Source organism: Kribbella sp. C-35, from assembly GCF_046549195.1.
Lineage (GTDB): Bacteria > Actinomycetota > Actinomycetes > Propionibacteriales > Kribbellaceae > Kribbella.
On record NZ_JAJPWG010000004.1, the window covers coordinates 842,239 to 860,471 of the forward strand.

Consider the following 18,233-nt stretch of genomic DNA (forward strand, 5'->3'; position numbering starts at 1 on the left):
GCCCACCGACCAACGTGTATCTCAGGCCTTCTCGAACCAGCCGGGGTTCTTGCGGTGGTGGACTGTCGGCAGCTGGCGGGGGCTGGTCGGGGCGGCCCACTTGGCTGCGTTGGCGATGATCTGCTGGACCTCGGGCTGGTGGTACGTCGGGTATTCCTGGTCGCCGGGGCGGAAGTAGAAGACCCGGCCCTGGCCGCGGCGGTAGCAGCAGCCAGAGCGGAACACCTCGCCGCCGGAGAACGAGCTGACGAACACCAGCTCGTCCGGCTGCGGGATGTCGAACAGCTCGCCGTACATCTCCTCGCGCTCGATCACCAGCGGGTGCGGGACACCCTGCGCGATCGGGTGCCCGGCGGCGACCGTCCAGATCAGCTCGCGGTCGTTCTCGGACCGCCAGTCGAGCGAGCAGGTGGTGCCCATCAGCTTGATGAAGATCTTGCTGAAATGCGCCGAGTGCAGCGCGATCAGGCCCATCCCGGACAGCACGTGCTGCTGCACCCGGTCGACGATCGCGTCGTCGACGTCACCGTGCGCCGCGTGCCCCCACCAGGTGAGTACGTCGGTGTCGGCGAGCACTTCCTCGGTCAGACCGTGCTCCGGATCCTGCAGCGTGGCGGTGCGCACGACCACGTTCTCGCCCAGCTTGGCACGCAGCGCAGCAGCAATCGTTCCGTGCATCGTGTCCGGGTAGACCTTGCGGACGGACTCGTCGCGGCCCTCGTGGACGTTCTCGCCCCAGACGGTGACACGAATCGGATCAGTCATTGAGCACAACCTCTCGTCCCGCCTTCGCCGAGGCGTAGCAGGCGTCGATGATCTCGGTCCGCAGCAGCGCCTCGGACCCGTTCTGGCCTTCCCACTCACCGCTCTTGACGATCCGGACGAACTCCCGCACCACGGCGCGGTGGCCGAGCCCGGCGCCGGTCGCCGGCTTCACCTCGGCCGGTACGCCGCCGACGTCGGTGAAGATCCGCAGCGTGTCCTCGTTGGTGTAGTTCTGCACCTCGATCTTGGCGCCGCCCTCGGTCCCGAACAGCTCGATCCCGAAGTTGTCGCCGGGCGCCCGGTACGTCGCCCAGCTGGTCTCCAGCTGCAGCGCGCCGCCACCCTTCAGCCGCAGGTACGCCGTGGCCAGGTCCTCCACCTCGAACGCCGATCCGAGCGTGTTCGCGTTCGGGTCGCGGCTGCCCTTGCCCTGCGGCCCGAGCTCGGCGAACGTGTCGGCCGACACCGTGCTCACTTCCGGCTCACCCATCAGGTGCAGCGCCATGTCGAGGATGTGCACGCCGAGGTCGATCAGCGGCCCGCCGCCGGACAGCTCCCGGTTGGTGAACCAGCCGCCCATCCCGGGGATGCCGTTGCGGCGCATCCAGTGCGCCTTCGCGTAGTAGATCCGGCCGAGCTGGCCCTCGTCGATCTGGTGCTTGAGCGCCGCGACGTCACCACGCTCGCGGTGGTTGAACACAACCTTCAGCACCCGGCCGGCCTGCTTCGAGGCCTCGACCATCGCCGTGCCCTCGGCCACGGTCCTGGCCAGCGGCTTCTCGGACAGCACGTGCAGACCCTTCTGCAGGGCCGCCAGCGCGATCGGGGCGTGCAGCTGCGTCGGCGTACCGATGCTGACCGCCTCCAGCCCCGGGGTCTCGAGCAGGTCCTCCCACTTCTCGTACAGATGCGGTACGCCGTGCTTCTCGCCCAGACTGGTCAGGGTGTCCTTCTCCAGGCCCGCCAGGCCGATCACCTCGACGTCCGGCAGCTCGGAGAACGCCTCCAGCGCCGTCCGTCCGGCAAAGCCCAGTCCTACGACACCGACCCGCAGTTTTTGATCGTTCACAGAGACGATCCTCTCCCGATGACAACGAAGGTCACAAACTGCTTTCCACACTACGGAACACGTTTCAACACCAGTCAACCGACTGGTGCTAACGGGTGTGTCTCTTTCGCTGTCGCGGTCGCTGTCTCGGGCGCCGGTTCAGTCGTCGTCGCTGTCGAACTCGGGGTCGATCTGCTCGGGAGAGAGTGCGAGGACGTCGGCGAGCTCCAGGACCAGGGCGGAGCGGACCAGCCAGGACAGGCCGGCGCCGGAGCGTTCGGCACGGAGCTCGATCGGGCGCCGGAAGACCACGATCCGGTACGGCTCGTGCGACGTACCGCCGGTGGCGTGCGTGAGCGGGATCTCGGTGGCGTCCAGGTCCAGGTTCGGCACGTCCTCGATGGCGAACTCGACCCGCGCGACCACCTGCGGCAGCCGTTTCTCCAGCCGCGTCACCTCGATCGCGACCACCTCGTCGAACTGCGCGGCGGCGGACCGCTGCAGCGGCAGACCACGCGGCGCGAACTTGCTCGGCCGGCTGATCGGGCCGAGCATGCCGCGCCCATGGCGGTCGATGTGCCTGCGATGACGGCGAGCCTCGGTCACGGGCTCAGCCTAGTGGGCGTAATGTCTGGTCGTGAGCATCGCCAGGATCTGTTCGCGCGCCGGATGTCAGAAGCCTGCCGTATCGACGCTCACCTACGTGTACGCCGACTCGACCTGCGTCCTCGGTCCGCTCGCGACGTACGCCGAGCCGCACTGCTACGACCTGTGCGCGGACCACGCCGACCGCCTCACCGCGCCGAACGGCTGGGAGGTCATCCGGCTCGCTCCGGACCCCGCAGCCGCCGGTCCGTCCTCCGACGACCTGGAAGCCCTGGCGAACGCGGTCCGCGAAGCAGCACGTCCCCTGCCCCGCCGCGAGCCCGGTGCCGGCACCCCCGGCGCTCCGGTCGAGGTAGCGCGCCGCGGCCACCTGCGCATGCTGCAGGACCCCGGCGCCAACACCAACGAAGGCTGACTACCGCAGCGCCGCGCTGACGTCCGGCTGGGCACCCAGCTGAGCGCGGAACACCAGCGACGTCGTCAAAGGCCACGCGGCCACCTGCGGTACGTCGTCATCAGCTGGCTTCGCCGCTGGCATCAGCGTGACGCCCGCGACCACGGTCCCGCGCGTCTGCTGAACCATCAGGTACGTCGGCCGCGGCTGCGCCGGGAACGAGATCTGCGTCGTCGCACCACCGACCACGTCCAGCGCCCGCGTGGTCAGCACCCGGTCCACCGCGTCCCGCAGCTCGAACTTCACGCTGCCGGTCTTCCCCGGCGCCGTCACCTGCAGCACGGCCGGCTGTTTGTGCGCCGGGATGACCAGGTACGCCGGTCCGGTCAGCGCCTCTGCCGACCCGATCGACGAGAACTCGGTCCTGCTCGCGTCCGTGGATCGCACCGACGCGGTCACCGGCTGGTCCGACGTCACGGTGATCGCGCTGGGGTCACCGTGCAGCACCGAGTCCAGCATGAACGTCTTCACGGAGCCGGCCTCGATCTGCACGGTCTCCAGACCAGCCGGCTTGAACGGCCCGTTCGGCCCGTTCACCGTCAGGCTGGCGGTCGCCTGCAGGTCAGTGGGGTTCGCCACCGACAGGATCCGCAGGCCGGCGCCGGGCGCCACCGCGGGCACGAACACCTTGGTCGCGGGCGCCGCTGAGGTGTTCAGCCAGTCCACACCGCCCGGCTGAGTGCCGTTCGACGCGTTGGACCGGACGGCGGCCGCTACCCGACCACCTGTCGATTCCACGTGCAGAGCGATGTCACGCAGGTTCGGAGCGACCTGCTTGAGGAACAGCTCGGACGTGCCGAGTGCCGGGACCACGATGCCCCGGGCCGCGGGCAGGTCCTGGGCACCGGTCCGCGCGTACACGCTGACGTTCACTTCCGCGTTGATGCTGTCCAGGTTGGTCAGCACGAGCACGTCACGGCGGTCGCTCGCACCGGACGCTCCGACGAACCAGAAGTCCGAACCGGGCACCTGACACGGCACGCTGGCCATGCCGCGGTTCACACCCTCCGGCGCGGTCGTCGTACTCGTGCCGACCGTCCCAGCCGCCAGCGGTCCGGTTCCCTTGATGGACAGCGGCTCCGGCTTGACGACCGTTGCACTCGAACCGATCGTTCCGCGCTTCAGCAGCGACCCGACCGGGTCCGACGTGGTCGGCAGCGGTGCGATCGTCAGCGGCTCGGCGGCCCCCGGCGCGGTCGGCGTACCTTCCGGCAGCGTCGGCGCCACTCCGTTGACCACACTGGCCATCTTGCCGCCGGGAGCCAGCACCGGGCAGGACAGCGCCGTACGGTTCACCACTGTGCGGGCCGGCTCGGTGACGGCGGCCTGCGCGCGGGTGTCGGCCCTCTCGGGGTGGATGACCACTCCGATCCCGGCCAGCGCGGCCATGGCGACGACAACGGCTCCGATCCGGAGACGCGGGTCGGACAGCAACCGGCTCACCGGGGGTCCCTCCTCGCGTGGGTGCCCTGAGGTACGGCGACGGTACGGCGCACCGTCGGCAGACAGAAGATCAGCGCGAGGATCCAGCCGATCAGCCCGAGGATGCGCCAGACCGTGTGGGTCTGGTCGACCAGCGGCGTCTCGCCCTTGATCTTCGACCGGTCGACGAGCCAGGAGGCGTCGCCGTCGTTCGCACTGGCTCTGGTGAGGCCCGGCAGCGAGTCGAGCGTCGACTGCAGCGTCGGGTCCACCGGACCCGGCAGGTACACGTAGTCGATCGCGAGACCGGCCAACTGCCGGCCCTCCTCGCCGCTACCGCCACCACCGAGCGTCGCCAGGACGTCCGTGAGCGGCTTGGTCTGTGCCGCGGTCGGCGCTGCCTCGAGCGCCCCCATCCGCGGTCCGCCGTTCTTGACCAGCGAGAACCGCATCTGGCCTTCCGGCGCCTTCCGCACCACCAGGATCGACTGGTTGTCCGGCGGGTCCTGCGAAGCGACCAGGTACGCCGGGAGGTCCTGAGCGGGACCCCGCCACAACGGACCGTCGACCCCGCGCACCAGCCAGAAGCCGGCCGTCACCACTGTGGTCAGCAGGACGATGCCGAGCACGCCCTGGACGATGATCTCGGTGGACTTGCCGACCGAGTCCCAGGCGACCGCGACGGTGATGATCCAGCCGGCCGTCATCAGGAACATCAACGGGCCGCTGCCGCCACCGAGCCGGCTGGCAACCAGCGTCCCGGCCAGACCGGCCAGTGCGGCGAACCAGCCGAGCAGTTCGTACCGCTGCCGCGACTGACGCAGCAGACTGACCAGAGCCACCAGAATCAGCGGTACGGCGAACCACCAGGGGGCCGGCGCACCGATCGGCGTACCTGTCAGCAGATGCGGCAGGCTGTCGCCCGGACCGATCGCAGCGGTCGGCGGACCGCCCGCCTCCCACCCCAGCTTCGACGGGTGCTGCACCAGGTCCAGCGTCCACGGCAGCACGAGCAGCAGGCCCAGCACGACCGAGAACACCAACTGGCGTCCCTGCCGCCGCCAGCCGAGCCCCAGCACCGCGCCGAAGACCAGGATGACGCTGACCAACAGAGCGAGCGCCGGCGTGAACGCGAACAGCACCGCCAGACAGATCCCCGCGAACCACGCGGCCCGCCAACTGCCCTGAACGTACACACGCCGCCGTCGAGCAACAGTGTGGACGGCCGCACCGAGCAGCGGCAGCACGATCGCCGCCACACACGTCCCGATCCGCCCCTGCGTGATCGCACCGTTCGTGAAAACAGCCAGCCCGTACGCCGATGCGCCCCATGCCCGCGCCACGCGGTCGACGACGAATGCCCGCAGCAACGCCCACGCAGCCAGACCGGCCAGTGGGACCGCACCGAGCAGCAGAACGTTCGTCGCCCCGGTCGGACCGAACATGACCGTCGAGAACGCCCAGAACTGCGCCAGCCAAGCAGGTGGCGTCACACCCGGCGGGGCTGACGCTGCCGCATGCCACAACGCCGCAAGGTTCTCCTGCGCCGGCAGCAACAAGTTGGATCGGAGTACTCCGCCACCGATCAGATCGCGGGCCGCGATCAGCGCACCGATCGCCAGCACGACCCATGCGACCAGGAACGGCCGCCGGATCAGCTGACGCCGCCACCTCGGCTGGTCGACCGCGACGCGCGCAGTGGACTTGGCCCGCCGGGCGCTCGTGACGACCTGTTCTTCCGGCTCATCCGCCCAGGCTTCGCGGATCCGCTCGGAGATCGTGCTGGTCGTCTCCTCCAGGTTGTGCCGCAGTGCGTGCACGGACCGGGAGAACAGTCCCTTGATGTCGTCGTACGGGACCTGGTCGAGGCTTCGGCGGTTCTTGCGTGCTTGCGTCCAGCCACCGGCCAGCAGCGTGCCGAGCAACGCGGTCCACTCGTCTACGGCACCGGACGGTGTCTTGCCGAGCAGGAACCAGATCGAGCGCATCACGGTGCCGAGCAGGAACCGCAGGATCAGCAGTGGAAGCAGTTTGCCGGGAGCGTTCGCGAGGACGGTGTAGTACGCATGGGCGCGGTCGAGCTGGTACGCGTGCCGTCGGGTGCCGGCCAGCGCTCGCTCGCCGGTCGCCGCGGCCTGCGCGTGGTAGACGACGGCGTCAGGCGCGACGCCGACCTGGTAGCCGGCGCGGCTGGCGCGCCAGCCGAAGTCGATGTCGTCGCGGAACATCGGGAGCCGCGGGTCGAAACCGTGCAGCGCCTCCCAGACGTCGCGGCGTACCAGCATGCCGGCCGAGCTGACCGCGAGCACGTTCCGCGGCTGGTCGTGCTGACCCTGGTCGAGCTCGCCGTTCTCGATGCCGGTGTCGCGGCGACCGCCGAGCGACGTGGTGACGCCGACCTCGAGCAGCTCCCGGTCCCGCGGCCAGAGCCGCAGTTTCGGGCCCCAGACGCCGGTGTTCGGCGCCATAGTGGCCTGGAGCAACAACTTCTCCAGGGCCTTCGGCGCCGGCGCGCAGTCGTCGTGCAGCAGCCAGAGCCACTCCACCACGGGCATGTGGCCGTCGTCGCCGTAGGGGCCGACAGCACTCGGGATCGGCGCGAAACCGTGCGTCTCGAGACCGCGGGCGACCGCCATCCCGAAGCCGGTCCGCGCGGAGACGCTGACGACCGGCTCCACACCGGGCATCGCAGCGAGTAGTTCGGCGGTTTCGTCGGTGGATCCGGTGTCGACCGCGATCAGCCGGTCCGGGCGCGGGTTGAGGGCCCACAACGCCTCGGACAGCCGCGGCAGCCAGGCCGCGCCCTCATGCCCGACCACCACCGCGGTGACGACATGCCGGACCCGCGGACGACGCATGTGGTCGCCGGTGTGATCGGTCGGGAAGTCGACAGAGTCGAAGAACTCCCAGCCGGCCGGGGCTTCTTGTTCCATGCGGAGCTGTGACACCTCGATGCTTGCGGACGGTCACCGTGACCGCAGGTCCCGGCGAGGAATCACCATACAGCCGCCGTCGGAGTGTCTGTGTCCAACTCCCCCGCCCCACCGCCCCGGTCAGAAAGCCGCGGGCCCCGGGCGGCGTTCGCCCGGGGCCTCGCGGAAGTCCTGATGTGTTTGTGCTGTTACCGACGGCTCAGACGGCCTTCTTCTTCAGCTTGCGGCGTTCCCGCTCCGACAGGCCGCCCCAGATCCCGAAGCGCTCGTCGTTCTGCAGCGCGTACTCGAGGCACTCGCCCCGGACGTCGCAGCCGAGGCACACCTTCTTGGCCTCGCGGGTGGAACCGCCCTTCTCCGGGAAGAAAGCCTCTGGATCGGTCTGGGCGCACAACGCCCTTTCCTGCCAGTTCGGCTCCTCCTCGATCGCCTCACCGTCGACAATCGCCATCAGCTCTGTCACGGTACGACCTCCTCGACCCTGTTCGTTCCCCTGTACATGTGGGTTTGCGGTCCACATGCCTGACCTCGTCCGTCCTGCGCTCTGCAACGGTCCCCGATACCGAGTGTCCTAACGAACGACACGGTTGAAATTACATTCCTGCAATCCACGAAAGTCAAGCCGTGCTCTGCTATTGGGATCATCCGCAACACGGCCGCAAAAGAACGAGAGGCCTGTAGTTACAGGCCTCTCGCGCTGTGTACCCGAGCTCAAACCTTCTGCGCCGGGATTTTTCCCTACTTGCTCGGCAAGGGCTTGCCGTCCTGGATCACTGAGTGATCAGGAAGGTTGCGACCACCAACCCTGCTGGCCCTGGCCCTGCTGGTTCGGGTCGTTCTTGTCCGCTTCGGTCCGCGGGTCGATGCGGGTCTCGTCGGCGGCCTCGGCCTGCGGTGCCGGATCGGCAGCACCCGGCTGCTGGTCGGCGGCCGGGGTCTCCTCGGACTGCCAGGCCTGCTCCTGCTGCCACACCTGCTGAGCCTGCTGGGCCTCAGCCGGCTCCTGGGTGCCCTCAGCAGCGCCGTGCTCCTGCTGGCCCCACTCCTGGGCCGCCGGGGTCTGCTGGCCGTACTCCTGGCCACCCCACTGCTGCTGGCCGGCGTCGGCGCCGCCCCACTGCTGCTCCTGCTGCGGCCACTGCTGAGCAGGCTGGGCCTGGTCCTGGCCGCCCCATTGCTGCTGGCCTTCTGAGGCCCACGGCTGCGTCGGCTCGGCGCTCTGGCCCTCAGCGGGCCATGCCTGCTCGGCGCCCGGCTGGCCGGCGTGCTGTGCGGAGTGCTGACCGGCCTGCTGGGCCTCGGCCTCGCCGGCCGACCAGTTCTGCTGCTCGCCCTGGTTCCAGCCCTGCTCCTGCGGCCACTGCTGACCCTGGTCCTGGCCCGCGACGTAGCCACCGGCGGCGCCGGCAGCACCAGCGGCCGCGTAACCGCCGTATTGCTGACCCTGGTCGTAACCCTGCTGGCCGCCGAACTGACCCTGCTGGCCCTGGTCGTAGCCCTGCTGGCCGTAGCCCTGCTGCTGGCCGTACGGCGCCGTCTGGCCGTACTGCTGGCCCGGCTGACCCTGGAACTGGCCCGGCTTCGGCGCACGCACCGGCGCCGGCAGCGCCTGGAAGGTCTTCAGTGCGTACAGACCGATGCCGCCGTACAGCGCGAGACCACCGAGAGAGGCGATGAAACCGACGATCTTCTCGCCGGCCGTGCCGCTGCTGTTGAACTGCGCGAACGTGGCGACCAGGCCGATCAGCAGGAAGAGACCGGTGACGATGAGCGCGCCCAACACGACAATGCGTGCGTTCGGCGTCCGCTCACCTTCGTTGACCAGCCAGACCGCACCGACCAGCGCGGGAAGCAGCGCCAGCGTGGTGATGGACGGCGGGACAATGACGGAGTGCACGCCGCTGGAAGCGGCGACGAAGCCGATCCCACCGACGAACAACTGGAACAGCGAGGCCAGTGCGAGCAGGCCGGCGAATGCGAGCAAGGTGTACGCGACCGGCTCTCTGAGCTTCTTGGTTGCGTCGGTGACCACGAGGGCTCCTCGGATGTTGGGGGGCCGTACAACTGAGCTGTGCGGACGTGATGACCCTCCGCAGCATAGTCGTGCGGTGGTCCGACGCATTGACGACTCGGGCAGACTCTTCCCATGCGATTGACAGTGCTGGCCGGCGGCATCGGCGGCTCCACCTTCCTGCTCGGGCTCCTGAAGGCCCGTCCGGACGCCGAGATCACCGTCGTGGGGAACACCGCGGACGACATCACCCTGTTCGGGCTGCGGGTCTGTCCCGACCTCGACACCGTGATGTACACGCTCGGCGGCGGCATCTCCGAGGAGCGTAAGTGGGGCCGTGAGGACGAGACCTGGGTGATCAAGGAGGAGCTCGCGGCGTACGGCGTGGAACCGACCTGGTTCGGGCTCGGCGACCGGGATGTGGCGACGCACCTGGTGCGCACGCAGATGCTAGACGCCGGCTTCACGCTCAGTGCGGTCACCGAGGCGCTGTCCACGCGCTGGAAGCTGCCGGTCCGGCTGCTGCCGATGAGCGACGACCGGATCGAGACCCACGTGGTGGTGGACGACCCGGAGCAGCCCGGGCGGCGCAAGGCCATTCATTTCCAGGAGTACTGGGTCCGCTACCAGGCCGGGATCCCCGCGCACCAGATCGTTCCCGTCGGCCAGGACAAGGCCAAGCCCGCACCCGGCGTACTCGAGGCGATCGCGGACTGCGACGTACTGATCGTGCCGCCGTCCAACCCGGTCGTCTCGGTCGGCACGATCCTCGGCGTCCCCGGGATCCGGGACGCGGTCCGCGAGACGAAGGCGCCGGTCATCGGGCTGTCCCCGATCATCGGCACCGGTCCGGTCCGTGGAATGGCCGACAAGGTGCTCGCCACCGTCGGTGTCGCGTCCACCGCGTCGGCCGTGGCCCGGTACTACGGTTCCCGCACGTCCGGCGGCGTACTGGACGGCTGGCTGATCGACTCCTCCGACGCGATCCAGGCGGACTCGATCGCCGGGGCCGGAATTCACGTGCAGGCGGTGCCGTTGTGGATGACGGACGAGACCAAAACCGCCGCGATGGCTGACGCGGCACTGACCCTCGCGGAGGCCGTACGGCGATGAGGAAGCACCTGGAGATCTTCCCGGTGACCGGACTGCCCGAGGTGGCGGCCGGCGACGACCTGGCCGCGCTGATCGCCGAAGGCACCGACCTGCGCGACGGCGACGTCGTCTCGGTGACGTCGAAGATCGTCAGCAAGGCGGAGGGCCGGCTCACGTACGGCACCCGCCAGGAGGCGGTCGACGCCGAGCTCGTGCGGGTCGTCGCGCAGCGCGGCGAGACGCGGATCGTGCAGACCCGGCACGGCCTCGTGATGGCCGCGGCCGGGACCGATACGTCGAACACGGCACCCGGCACGGTCCTGCTGCTCCCGATCGACCCGGACGCATCGGCCCGTGAGCTGCGGACCGCTTTGAAGGAGCGGTACGACGTCAATGTCGGCATCATCGTCACGGACACGCTCGGCCGCCCGTGGCGCAACGGTCAGACCGACCTGGCGATCGGCGCCGCCGGCGTCCGCGTCGTGGAGGACCTGCGCGGTACGACGGACAGCCACGGCAACGTCCTCGCGGTGACCGAGCCCGCGTTGGCCGACGAGATCGCAGGTGCCAGCGAGCTGGTGAAGGGCAAGGCGGACGGCGTGCCGGTCGCCGTACTGCGTGGACTGGACGACGCCGTACTGCCGGTCGGTGAGCACGGGCCGGGCGCGCGGGCGCTGGTGCGGGACGCCGAGCACGACATGTTCAGCCTGGGAACGCGGGAGGCCGCGCGGGCCGCCGTACTCGATCGGCGACCGCCGGCCGGACCGCGTTCAGTCGATTCGGCGCTGTGGTCCGGGCTGCTCGCTGACGTCGACGGGGTTCGGCTCGAGGCTTGTGACAACGCTGTCACGGTGTTCGGTGACGAGCCGGTGACTGTGGGAATGGTCGCGGAGCGGCTGGCTGTCCTGCTGCATGCCGAGGGGTACGGCGTGGCGGTGCGGCCGGGACCGGGCAGCGAGGCGACGGTCACGTTCGGCTCACGGTCCCGATAGTTTTCTAGGCGACTTCTCAGGGGCACCTCGTACACTGCCTTCGCACGGCGGCGCGGTGGCCGCCCCGATCCGGGAAGACCAACACTGTGGGTAAAGCGTCGTCGCAGAAACAGTCGCGCCGCGAGATGATCGAGAAGATGCAGCGCGAGCAGGCCCGCTCGGACCGCCGCCGGACGATCCTCATCGTGGTGTGCTCCATCGTGGTCGGCCTGGCCATCATCGCCTACCCGGCGATCAAGCTGATCCAGGACTCCCGGACCAAGAACCAGGCCCTGACCGACTTCGGTGTCGCCGCGACCGCGGCCTCCTGCGACGCCCCCACCAACGACGTGGCCGGCGGCACCCAGGACCACCGCCCCGACGGCGAGAAGATCATGTACGACGTCTCCCCGCCGTCGTCCGGCCCGCACTACGCGGTCTGGGCGCCGTTCGACAAGAAGTTCTACGACGAGAGCGACCGTCCCGCGGTGGAGAACCTCGTCCACAACCTCGAGCACGGCTACACGATCCTCTGGTACAAGGACACGCTGCCGAAGGATCAGATCGACCAGATCGAGAAGATCGCCAAGTCGAAGCTCCCCGACGCCTCGCTCAGCAAGTTCATCGCCGCACCGTTCAAGCAGACCGAGGGCAAGGGCTGGCCGGACGGCAAGAACCTCGCCTTCGCCCACTGGAGCGGCCCCGACTCCGCCCAGAAGTCCTTCGGCCACCGCCAGTTCTGCGGATCGGTCAGCGGCGAGGCCCTGAAGCAGTTCATGGAGAAATACCCAGCCACCGACGCCCAAGAACCAAACGGCGGCTGACCCACACCAGCACAACACGAGGGGATATCCCTTCGCGTTGTGGGTTCTCCCCTGGTACACGAACGGAGAACCCACAACACGAGCGGATATCCCCTCGTGTTTGTGCTGGGTCAGATGTAGTTCGCGTGGTCGGACTGGACTTGGGCTACCAGGTCTTTGACGCGTTCGCCGTCTGATAGGGGGCAGACCATCGTGACGTCCTGGGTGTGGACGATGATGTGGCTGCGGAGGCCTACGGTGGCGACCAGGTGGTTGGGGTCGTCGGTGACGATGATGTTGTCGTGGGAGTCGAGTAGGCAGCTCAGGGTGACGCTGTCGGTGCGGTTGCCGTTGGGGTCGGCGGCGTACGTGTCGGCGAGCGCGGCCCACGAGCCGACGTCCAGCCAATGCACGGGCATCGGTACGACGACCACGTCCGCGTCGACCTTGCCCTGGGACGCCGGCTCCATGACCGCGTAGTCGACGCTGATCTTGCGCAGGTTCGGGTAGATCTCCGCGAGCGTCGCCTCCCGTTCCGGGGTGTCCCAGACCGCGGCGACCTCACGCAGCCTGGCGGCCGAGTCCGGCAGCAGCGTGTCGAGCACGTTCAGCACGGTGGAGGCCTGCCAGACGAACATCCCGGAGTTCCACCAGAACCGCCCGGTGGCCAGGTACTCCTCGGCCGTCGCCCGGTCGGGCTTCTCGCGGAAGCGGTCCACGATGTACGCCGACGTACCGTCGATCGGCGCGCCGCGTTCGATGTACCCGAGCCCGGTGTGCGGGTGCGTCGGCTCGATCCCGAACGTCACCAGCGACCGGCTGCGCGCTTCCACCACCTCGAACCCGTGCTCGATCGCGGCCCGGAACTCGTCCTCGGGGCTGATCAGGTGGTCCGACCCGACGAACGCGACGATCGCGTCCGGATCGTTCCGCGCGACCACAGCGGACGCGAGACCGACGGCGTTCGCGGTGTCCCGCCGGGCCGGTTCACCGATGATGTTGTGCGGACCGAGTTCCGGCAGTTCCTTGCGCACCACGTCGGTGATCGCACCGACGGTGCAGACGTAGATGTTCTCCGGAGCGACCAGCCCGAGCAGCCGGTTGTACGCCACCCGCAGCAGCGATTGCCCCGCCGCCAGCGGCAGCACCTGCTTCGGCCTGTCGTCTCTGGACATCGGCCACAACCGCGTCCCTGAACCACCCGCCAGGATCACCACGTTTCGCATGAGGAGAGACCCTACCGGTCGTCACCAGGCGGTTGCGGAATCCGGAGGTGCTTGAGGTCCGGGGGTACGGGCGTATCCGCGGGCTGCCAGAACAGTTCGGACTGCCCGTCCAGGGCTGTCGCGGGTGCGTCCGTGAGGTGGAAGCGGTCGCGTAGCCGGCCGTAGAAGTCCGTCGGACGCAGCCGTACCAACCGCAACCGCTGCGGCGACCCGTACACCCCGATCCAGTCTCCCGGATCGAGGACGCCGCGCAACTGCCCGTCGATGCTGACCGCGGCCTGCCCGGAGTGCGGCAGCACCCGTAGCGCGATCGGCTCGTCCGGCGCCGCGACGACCGTGCGGTTGAAGGTCATGTGCGGTGCGACCGGAGTGAATACGATCGCCTCGGTGTTCGGCGACAGGATCGGCCCGCCGGCGGCGAAGCTGTACGCCGTCGACCCGGTTGGCGTCGCGACGATCACCGCATCGGCGGAGTACGACGCCAGCAGCCGGCCGGACAGGTACACGCCGAGCGCCACCTGATGATCCCGTGCGAGTTTCTCCACCACCACGTCGTTCAACGCGGTCACGTCGAGCGCCAGCCCCCAGCCGTCACCCTCGGCCATCTCGTGCCGTACCGGAGGCGGAGGCAACGCCGGCCCGTGCCCGTACCGCAGCAGCGACTCGATCCCGCTCGGGATCTCCAACGGCCGCGACGCGCGCATCGTCAGCGTCATCCGTTCCTCGTACGTCGCCCCGCCGTGATGCACCGCCTCGAGCGCCTCCTCGACGTCCTTGCACGCGACCTCGGTGAGGAACCCGACCTTTCCGAGATCCACGCCGAGCACGGCGGCGTTGTTCTTGGCCGCGATCCGCGCGCCGCGCAGGAACGTCCCGTCACCCCCGAGCGTGACCACCAGATCCGGATCCCCGGCGTGATGCAGCTCCGCGGTCCCGGTACGCCGCTCCTGATCCGTCCACACGTCGATATCCGTGCACCCGATGCCATGATCCGCCGCCCACCGACGGACGGTCTCCGCGGTCTCCACCGCCACCGCACGCCCCTGATGCACCACAAGCCCAAGCCGCCGAACCGCCACAACCCCTCCTCAACCCATTCCGCCCCTACCGTAACCTCCCCCACCCCACCTCCCCGGGCAACTTTGAGCCCCCGCCAACCATTCTGAGCGCCCCAAAACGGTTGGTGCGTGCCCAAAGACGCCGTGGGCGGGGAGTTAGAGCGGTGGGGTGGGGCGGGTGGCGGTGATGATGGGGTCGGTTTCGTCGTCGAACTCGCCGATGACCTCTTCTAGGAGGTCCTCCAGGGCTACTACGCCGATCGCGGTGTTGCCGCCGCAGACGACTGCCAGTTGGGAGCGTTCGTCGCGCATGGTGCGGATCGCCTTCGCGACCGGGGTGTTGTCGCCGAGTTCGAGGGCCGCTGTCATCAGGTCCGACGCGCGGCTGGTGGTGTCGCCGGCGGTGGTCACGCGGGCCGCGTCGCGGACGTGCACGATGCCGCAGATCCCTGTGGAGCCATCCGAACGCGGCCCGACGACCGCAAGGCGGGAGTGACCCTCGCGGCGGCTGGTCAGCTCCACGTCGCGGGCCGACGCGGACGCCAGGACCGTGGAGAGCTGGGCGATCGGCGTCATCACCTGCCCGACCGTGGTGTTCTGCAACGCCAGCATCGCGGTCAGCAGTTCGTGCTCGGGTTGTTCGAGGGTCCCGTGTTCACGCGAGGACTCGATCAGCAGCCGCAACTCGTCCGGGCCGTGCGCGTTCGCGATCTCGTTCTGCGGCGTCACGCCGACCAGCCGGACGCACAAGTTCGCGATCCAGTTGAGGACACTGAGCAGCGGGCGGAACACGTACGTGAAGCCGCGGAACGGCATCGCCAGCACGAGCGCGGCTCGTTCGGGGTTGCTGATCGCCCACGACTTCGGCGCCATCTCACCGAGCAGGACGTGCAGCAGGCCGATCCCGGCGACCGCGATGATCAGCGCGATCACATGCCCGACGCCCTCCGGGATGTGCGCCAGCTCGAACAGCGGATGCAGCAGATGTGCAACGGCCGGTTCACTCAGCGAGCCTAGGCCCAGCGTGCACAACGTGATCCCGAGCTGTGCGCCGGCGAGCATCAGCGACAGCTCGCTGACGCCGGCGATCGCGGCCCGGGCAGAGCGGCTGCCGGACGCCGCAGCCTCCTCGAGCCGGTGCCGTTTGGACGCGACCAACGCGAACTCGGCGGCCACGAAGAACCCGTTCAACGCCAGCAGTACGGCGGAGATGATCAGCGCAAGCGTCGTACTCATGCCGTTCGCTCCATCACGACGATGCCCGGCACCCGGCGCTCGATGGTCTGCACCGTGAGCCGCACGTACTCAGGCGGAACCGGCCGCCCGTCGTGGTCGATCCGGTGCGGCAGCTCGATGACGAGCGAGTCACCGACGTCCGGGATCCGGCCGAGCCGCGCCATCACCAGCCCGGACACCGTCTCGTAGTCGTCGCTCTCCGGCAGTCGTACGCCGGTCACCTCGGCGACCTCGTCGACCCGCCGCCGAGCCGGCACCACCCACGACCCGTCACCGCCCTGCACCAGCCCGGTCTCCGGCAGATCGTCCTCGTCGCGGATCTCGCCGACCAACTCCTCGGCGATGTCCTCCAGCGACACGATGCCCGCGAACCCGCCGTACTCGTCGACGACGATCGCCAATTGCCGGCGCGCGACCCGAAGCCGATCCAGTACGCCGGGCAGCGGCAGTGTCGTCGGTACGGCGACCGGCTGCGACGCCAGCGAGCCGACGGCGATCGTCGCGCGATCGGCCGGTTCGAGCTCGACGACCTCGCCGATCGCGACCACGCCGATCACCTCGTCGACCGAGGCCCCGATCACCGGGAACCTGCTGTGCCCGGTGTCCTGCAGCTCGACGACCCGGGTCAGCGGCTCCTCGCGGTGCACAGTGATCACGTCGACCCGCGGGACCATCGCCTCGCCCGCGGTACGGCCGCGGAAGTCGAGACCGCGATCCAGCAGCCGCATCGTGTCCTGGTCCAGCAGTCCTTGCTCGTACGACGTCTCGATGATGCGGTCGAGCTCCCGCGCGGTCGCGCCTTGCGGCAGTTCCTCGACCGGCTCGATGCCGACGCGGCGGAGGATTCGGTTCGACGCCGAGTCGAACAGGTGGATCAGCGGTCCGGCGATGGTCAGGTACAGCAGCGTCGAGCGGGCCAGCCGGAGCGCGATCGCCTCGGCCTTCGCGATCGCCAGGTTCTTCGGCGCCAGCTCGCCGAGCACCATCTGGATGATCGTTGCCAGCAGCAACGCGAGGACCACCGAGACCGATTTGCTCACCGCGTCCGGTACGTCGGCCGCGCCGAGCAGGTTCTCCAGACCCGCACCGAGATACGGCTCGGCGACGTACCCGGCGAGCAGCGCGGTGATGGTGATGCCGACCTGTGCGCCGGACAGGACGAACGACAGTCGCGCGGTGACCCTCAGCGCTCGTGCGGCCGCCGCGTTACCGTCCGCGGCCAGCGTCCGCAGACGGCTCCGGTCGACGGCGACGTACGCGAACTCCTGGGCGACGAAGTAGCCGGTGGCAACGGTCAGCGCCAGGATCAGGCCCAGGCCGGCCAGGATCAGCATGGGACGACCTTATGAGAACTCCAGCGACTGCAGCACCGCGGGGTCGGTGGCGTCGAGACCGTCTTCGGTCGCCTTGGCGAATGCCTGCATCCGGACGATGTCGCCGCGCTCCGCCGTCTCGCCCGCGATCCAGTACGCGACCGTATGCAGGTCGTCACGACTCACACCGAGCTCGTCGACAAGGTACGGGCGGATCGAACGGACGACCCTGCCTCCGCCGCACACCACGCCTGCAGGCGCCCGGCCGGTCGCTGGAACGACCGGACCGCCTGCTCCAGCACAGGCAACGAGGTGGAATCGCCGATCAGCAGGTGATGGTCGACGTCCCCGGCGTGGATCGTCGTACTGCTCACGGAAGTTAGGCTAGCCTAACCGCTGCGGGCGGACGAGGGTCTTACCGAGGGGTGGACGGCTTCCAGGCGACCACCTGGCCGTCGCGGATCAGCTCGCCGTAGAGGCCCGGATCGACGTCGTCGGCCAGGATCAGGTCGGCGATCGGTACGACGGCATCGGCCGGCGACTTCGCCTGGCTGAAGTCCTCGAACCACGGCCGGGACGCACGGGTGTCGACGAGCCCTGGGCAGACGGACGCGACCAGGGTGTTCTCGGCGAGGTCCCGTTCCCGTCGTTCGGCCGCGACCGCGCGCACCGCGGCGACCTGCGCCACCTTCGACGGGACGTTGATCCACTCCGGCCAGCCCTGCGCCTGCGCCGTACCGTCGTGGACCGCCGTACGCCACTCCTCCACGACCTTCTCGACGTCCTCCAGCGAGACCTCGTCGAACGTTTCCCACAGGTGCTCGGGCAGTTGCTCCAGAGTCCCCAGCGAACTGGCCACCACGATCAGCCGTCCACCGGGCCGCAGGATCGGCCCGAACGACCGCAGCATGTACTGCGCCCCGAGATTCGCCACATCCACGAACTCGTCCACCTGCTCCGTCGGCGTCCGACCCGGCTCCAACGGCCCGACCGCGTTGGACACCACGATGTCCACGCTCCCCAGTTCGGTTGCCAACCGCCGTACGGCGTCCCCGTCGGTCACATCCAGCACGCGCCCTTCGACCCGTGCCCTTCCTTCCACTCGAGCAGCCGCGGCGGCGACCCGTTCCGGATTCCTGCCGGTGAGCAGGACCAGGTCCTCGGGGTTCATCCGCTGTGCCAACTCTTCCACCAGTGCATATCCGATGCCTTGGTTGGCGCCGGTGACCACAGCGATGCGTTGTTCTGTCATGTGTTCAACGTAGGTCCGCGACTGCTATGACTCCAACGAAAGT

Annotated in this window: 18 protein-coding genes; 4 read left to right on the plus strand and 14 right to left on the minus strand. The window is 69.1% G+C overall.

What is annotated here, in order from left to right; all coding sequences use genetic code 11:
* Window positions 1–21: 21 nt before the first annotated feature.
* From ACLJOO_RS29820 to ACLJOO_RS29830, 3 genes are all read right to left on the minus strand, one after another.
* Window positions 22–765, minus strand: a complete 744-nt coding sequence (locus ACLJOO_RS29820; protein WP_410790780.1) for a ThuA domain-containing protein — start codon at window positions 763–765, stop codon at window positions 22–24.
* On the minus strand, window positions 758–1,834 hold the full coding sequence (locus ACLJOO_RS29825; RefSeq protein WP_410790781.1) for a Gfo/Idh/MocA family protein: 1,077 nt from the start codon (window positions 1,832–1,834) through the stop codon (window positions 758–760). Before ACLJOO_RS29825 ends, ACLJOO_RS29820 begins: the two co-directional genes overlap by 8 nt.
* 138 nt (window positions 1,835–1,972) lie before the next feature.
* Window positions 1,973–2,419 carry a metallopeptidase family protein gene (locus tag ACLJOO_RS29830; RefSeq protein ID WP_410790783.1) on the minus strand — a complete coding sequence of 149 codons (447 nt, stop codon included), beginning with the start codon at window positions 2,417–2,419 and terminating at the stop codon, window positions 1,973–1,975.
* A gap of 31 nt (window positions 2,420–2,450) precedes the next feature.
* Between ACLJOO_RS29830 and ACLJOO_RS29835 the strand changes: the two genes are divergently transcribed.
* On the plus strand, window positions 2,451–2,834 hold the full coding sequence (locus ACLJOO_RS29835; protein WP_130382495.1) for a DUF3499 domain-containing protein: 384 nt from the start codon (window positions 2,451–2,453) through the stop codon (window positions 2,832–2,834).
* On the opposite strand, the gene ACLJOO_RS29840 is transcribed toward ACLJOO_RS29835, so the two are convergent.
* The 4 genes from ACLJOO_RS29840 to ACLJOO_RS29855 form a co-directional block, all read right to left on the minus strand.
* Entirely contained in the window at window positions 2,835–4,316 is a 1,482-nt protein-coding gene (locus ACLJOO_RS29840; protein ID WP_410790784.1) for a DUF5719 family protein, read from the minus strand.
* On the minus strand, window positions 4,313–7,228 hold the full coding sequence (locus tag ACLJOO_RS29845; protein ID WP_410790786.1) for a glycosyltransferase: 2,916 nt from the start codon (window positions 7,226–7,228) through the stop codon (window positions 4,313–4,315). The genes ACLJOO_RS29840 and ACLJOO_RS29845 overlap by 4 nt, the downstream gene beginning before the upstream one ends.
* A gap of 199 nt (window positions 7,229–7,427) precedes the next feature.
* Complete coding sequence (locus ACLJOO_RS29850) at window positions 7,428–7,679, minus strand: WhiB family transcriptional regulator (protein WP_020389877.1); 252 nt, start codon at window positions 7,677–7,679, stop codon at window positions 7,428–7,430.
* A 330-nt stretch (window positions 7,680–8,009) separates the two neighbouring features.
* Window positions 8,010–9,260, minus strand: a complete 1,251-nt coding sequence (locus ACLJOO_RS29855) for a hypothetical protein (protein WP_410790787.1) — start codon at window positions 9,258–9,260, stop codon at window positions 8,010–8,012.
* A 114-nt stretch (window positions 9,261–9,374) separates the two neighbouring features.
* Between ACLJOO_RS29855 and cofD the strand changes: the two genes are divergently transcribed.
* From cofD to ACLJOO_RS29870, 3 genes are all read left to right on the plus strand, one after another.
* Window positions 9,375–10,352, plus strand: a complete 978-nt coding sequence (gene cofD / locus ACLJOO_RS29860) for a 2-phospho-L-lactate transferase (protein WP_410790788.1) — start codon at window positions 9,375–9,377, stop codon at window positions 10,350–10,352.
* Window positions 10,349–11,323 (plus strand): coenzyme F420-0:L-glutamate ligase, encoded by a 975-nt coding sequence (locus ACLJOO_RS29865; protein ID WP_410790790.1) that lies wholly within the window; start codon window positions 10,349–10,351, stop codon window positions 11,321–11,323. The genes cofD and ACLJOO_RS29865 overlap by 4 nt, the downstream gene beginning before the upstream one ends.
* A gap of 86 nt (window positions 11,324–11,409) precedes the next feature.
* Complete coding sequence (locus ACLJOO_RS29870; protein ID WP_410790791.1) at window positions 11,410–12,126, plus strand: DUF3105 domain-containing protein; 717 nt, start codon at window positions 11,410–11,412, stop codon at window positions 12,124–12,126.
* A gap of 110 nt (window positions 12,127–12,236) precedes the next feature.
* Here the strand turns inward: ACLJOO_RS29870 and ACLJOO_RS29875 are convergent, their stop codons facing one another.
* From ACLJOO_RS29875 to ACLJOO_RS29905, 7 genes are all read right to left on the minus strand, one after another.
* Entirely contained in the window at window positions 12,237–13,331 is a 1,095-nt protein-coding gene (locus ACLJOO_RS29875; RefSeq protein WP_410790792.1) for a mannose-1-phosphate guanylyltransferase, read from the minus strand.
* 11 nt (window positions 13,332–13,342) lie between these two features.
* Window positions 13,343–14,410 (minus strand): NAD(+)/NADH kinase, encoded by a 1,068-nt coding sequence (locus ACLJOO_RS29880; protein WP_410790793.1) that lies wholly within the window; start codon window positions 14,408–14,410, stop codon window positions 13,343–13,345.
* A 135-nt stretch (window positions 14,411–14,545) separates the two neighbouring features.
* The gene (locus ACLJOO_RS29885; protein WP_410790794.1) at window positions 14,546–15,625 is read right to left on the minus strand and encodes a hemolysin family protein; all 1,080 of its coding nucleotides are present in this window, start codon (window positions 15,623–15,625) and stop codon (window positions 14,546–14,548) included.
* Window positions 15,622–16,959, minus strand: a complete 1,338-nt coding sequence (locus ACLJOO_RS29890) for a hemolysin family protein (RefSeq protein WP_410790795.1) — start codon at window positions 16,957–16,959, stop codon at window positions 15,622–15,624. Before ACLJOO_RS29890 ends, ACLJOO_RS29885 begins: the two co-directional genes overlap by 4 nt.
* 9 nt (window positions 16,960–16,968) lie before the next feature.
* A complete protein-coding gene (locus ACLJOO_RS29895; protein ID WP_410790796.1) occupies window positions 16,969–17,124 on the minus strand; it encodes a hypothetical protein in 156 nt (51 codons plus the stop codon).
* On the minus strand, window positions 17,121–17,312 hold the full coding sequence (locus tag ACLJOO_RS29900) for a hypothetical protein (protein ID WP_410790797.1): 192 nt from the start codon (window positions 17,310–17,312) through the stop codon (window positions 17,121–17,123). The genes ACLJOO_RS29895 and ACLJOO_RS29900 overlap by 4 nt, the downstream gene beginning before the upstream one ends.
* 41 nt (window positions 17,313–17,353) lie before the next feature.
* The gene (locus tag ACLJOO_RS29905; RefSeq protein WP_410790799.1) at window positions 17,354–18,190 is read right to left on the minus strand and encodes an SDR family NAD(P)-dependent oxidoreductase; all 837 of its coding nucleotides are present in this window, start codon (window positions 18,188–18,190) and stop codon (window positions 17,354–17,356) included.
* Window positions 18,191–18,233: the final 43 nt, after the last annotated feature.

Coding starts and splice junctions, on each gene's coding strand:
- ACLJOO_RS29820 (WP_410790780.1), bottom strand. CDS start 765: ATGACTGATCCGATTCGTGTCACCGTCTGGGGCGAGAACGTCCACGAG.
- ACLJOO_RS29845 (WP_410790786.1), bottom strand. CDS start 7,228: ATGGAACAAGAAGCCCCGGCCGGCTGGGAGTTCTTCGACTCTGTCGAC.
- ACLJOO_RS29850 (WP_020389877.1), bottom strand. CDS start 7,679: ATGGCGATTGTCGACGGTGAGGCGATCGAGGAGGAGCCGAACTGGCAG.
- cofD (WP_410790788.1), top strand. CDS start 9,375: ATGCGATTGACAGTGCTGGCCGGCGGCATCGGCGGCTCCACCTTCCTG.
- ACLJOO_RS29865 (WP_410790790.1), top strand. CDS start 10,349: ATGAGGAAGCACCTGGAGATCTTCCCGGTGACCGGACTGCCCGAGGTG.
- ACLJOO_RS29875 (WP_410790792.1), bottom strand. CDS start 13,331: ATGCGAAACGTGGTGATCCTGGCGGGTGGTTCAGGGACGCGGTTGTGG.
- ACLJOO_RS29885 (WP_410790794.1), bottom strand. CDS start 15,625: ATGAGTACGACGCTTGCGCTGATCATCTCCGCCGTACTGCTGGCGTTG.
- ACLJOO_RS29890 (WP_410790795.1), bottom strand. CDS start 16,959: ATGCTGATCCTGGCCGGCCTGGGCCTGATCCTGGCGCTGACCGTTGCC.
- ACLJOO_RS29905 (WP_410790799.1), bottom strand. CDS start 18,190: ATGACAGAACAACGCATCGCTGTGGTCACCGGCGCCAACCAAGGCATC.